This window comes from Streptomyces mayonensis (genome assembly GCF_018982965.1).
Lineage (GTDB): Bacteria > Actinomycetota > Actinomycetes > Streptomycetales > Streptomycetaceae > Streptomyces > Streptomyces mayonensis.
Genome location: NZ_JACBYP010000254.1, coordinates 1 through 1,773, shown reverse-complemented (window position 1 = coordinate 1,773; position 1,773 = coordinate 1). Strand labels below are relative to the sequence as shown.

The following is a 1,773-nucleotide window of genomic DNA, read 5'->3' as shown; positions in this document are numbered from 1 at the left end:
GGGGTTCGGTCTGGAGGCGAAGAGGCCGTACACGGACGGTGTGGTCACGGGGTGGGGGACGGTGGAGGGCCGTACGGTCTTCGTCTACGCCCACGACTTCCGGATTTTCGGGGGTGCGTTGGGGGAGGCGCACGCGACGAAGATCCACAAGGTCATGGACATGGCCATCGCGGCCGGTGCTCCGCTGGTGTCCCTCAACGACGGTGCGGGCGCGCGGATCCAGGAGGGTGTCTCGGCGCTGGCGGGGTACGGGGGTATCTTCCAGCGGAACACGAGGGCGTCGGGTGTCATCCCGCAGATCAGTGTGATGCTGGGCCCGTGTGCGGGCGGTGCGGCCTACAGTCCCGCCCTCACGGACTTCGTGTTCATGGTGCGGGACACCTCGCAGATGTTCATCACGGGGCCGGACGTGGTCAAGGCGGTCACCGGCGAGGAGATCACGCAGAACGGGCTGGGCGGTGCCGATGTGCACGCCGAGACGTCGGGGGTGTGTCACTTCGCCTACGACGACGAGGAGACGTGCCTGGCGGAGGTCCGGTATCTGCTGTCGCTGCTGCCGCAGAACAACCGGGAGAACCCGCCGTCCGCCGAGGCGTCGGACCCGGCGGAGCGGCGCTCGGACGTGCTGCTGGACCTGGTGCCGGCGGACGGGAACCGGCCCTACGACATGGCCCGGGTGATCGAGGAGATCGTCGACGAGGGCGAGTACCTGGAGGTCCACGAGCGGTGGGCGCGCAACATCATCTGTGCGCTGGCCCGGCTGGACGGGCAGGTCGTGGGTATCGTCGCCAACCAGCCGCAGGCGCTGGCGGGGGTGCTGGACATCGAGGCCTCGGAGAAGGCCGCGCGTTTCGTGCAGATGTGCGACGCGTTCAACATCCCGATCCTCACGCTCCTCGACGTGCCCGGTTTCCTGCCGGGGGTGGACCAGGAGCACGGGGGGATCATCCGGCACGGGGCGAAGCTCCTGTACGCGTACTGCAACGCGACGGTGCCGCGGATCTCCCTCATCCTGCGCAAGGCGTACGGAGGTGCTTACATCGTCATGGACAGCCAGTCCATCGGTGCCGACCTCACCTACGCCTGGCCCACCAACGAGATCGCGGTGATGGGTGCGGAAGGCGCCGCGAACGTGATCTTCCGCCGGCAGATCGCGGAGGCCCAGGACCCCGAGGCCATGCGGGCCCGCATGGTCAAGGAGTACAAGGCCGAGCTGATGCACCCCTACTACGCGGCCGAACGCGGCCTGGTCGACGACGTCATCGACCCCGCCGAGACCCGCGAGGTCCTCATCACCTCCCTCGCGATGCTCCGCACCAAACACGCCGACCTGCCCTCCCGCAAACACGGCAACCCGCCGCAGTGACCCCAGGAGCCACCGTGTCCACCTACGACATCCGCGTCGAGAAGGGCCACGCCGAGCCCGAGGAAGTCGCCGCCCTCACGGCCCTCCTCCTCGCCCGCGCCGCAGCCCGCCCCACCGCAACCACCCCCGCCCACGGCGGCGGCCGCGCCGGCTGGCGCCGCCTGGAACGCGAACCCGGCTTCCGCGCCCCCCACAGCTGGCGCTGACCCCCACGCGCACCCGTGGAGGACCCCCCTTCCCGCCCGGGAAGGGGGGTCCTCCACGTGTGCACAAACCAGTACGTGCGCGCGACCAGCCACGCCGCACCCGCACGCACCCGCACCCGCACCCGGCAACGAAAGCGCCCCCGGCAGCCCGACAGGGCCGCAGGGGGCGTCACTCAACCCGGCGCGGCTAGCGCAACCGCG

At 70.4% G+C, this 1,773-nt stretch carries 2 protein-coding genes; both read left to right on the top strand.

Annotated elements, in window-relative coordinates; all coding sequences use genetic code 11:
- The coding region (locus HZS56_RS37690) for an acyl-CoA carboxylase subunit beta (RefSeq protein ID WP_216725307.1) at positions 1-1,366 on the top strand (1,366 nt) is incomplete at its 5' end.
- Between the two features lie 14 nt (positions 1,367-1,380).
- Positions 1,381-1,572, top strand: a complete 192-nt coding sequence (locus HZS56_RS37685; protein ID WP_216725306.1) for an acyl-CoA carboxylase epsilon subunit — start codon at positions 1,381-1,383, stop codon at positions 1,570-1,572.
- The last annotated feature ends 201 nt before the right edge of the window (positions 1,573-1,773 follow it).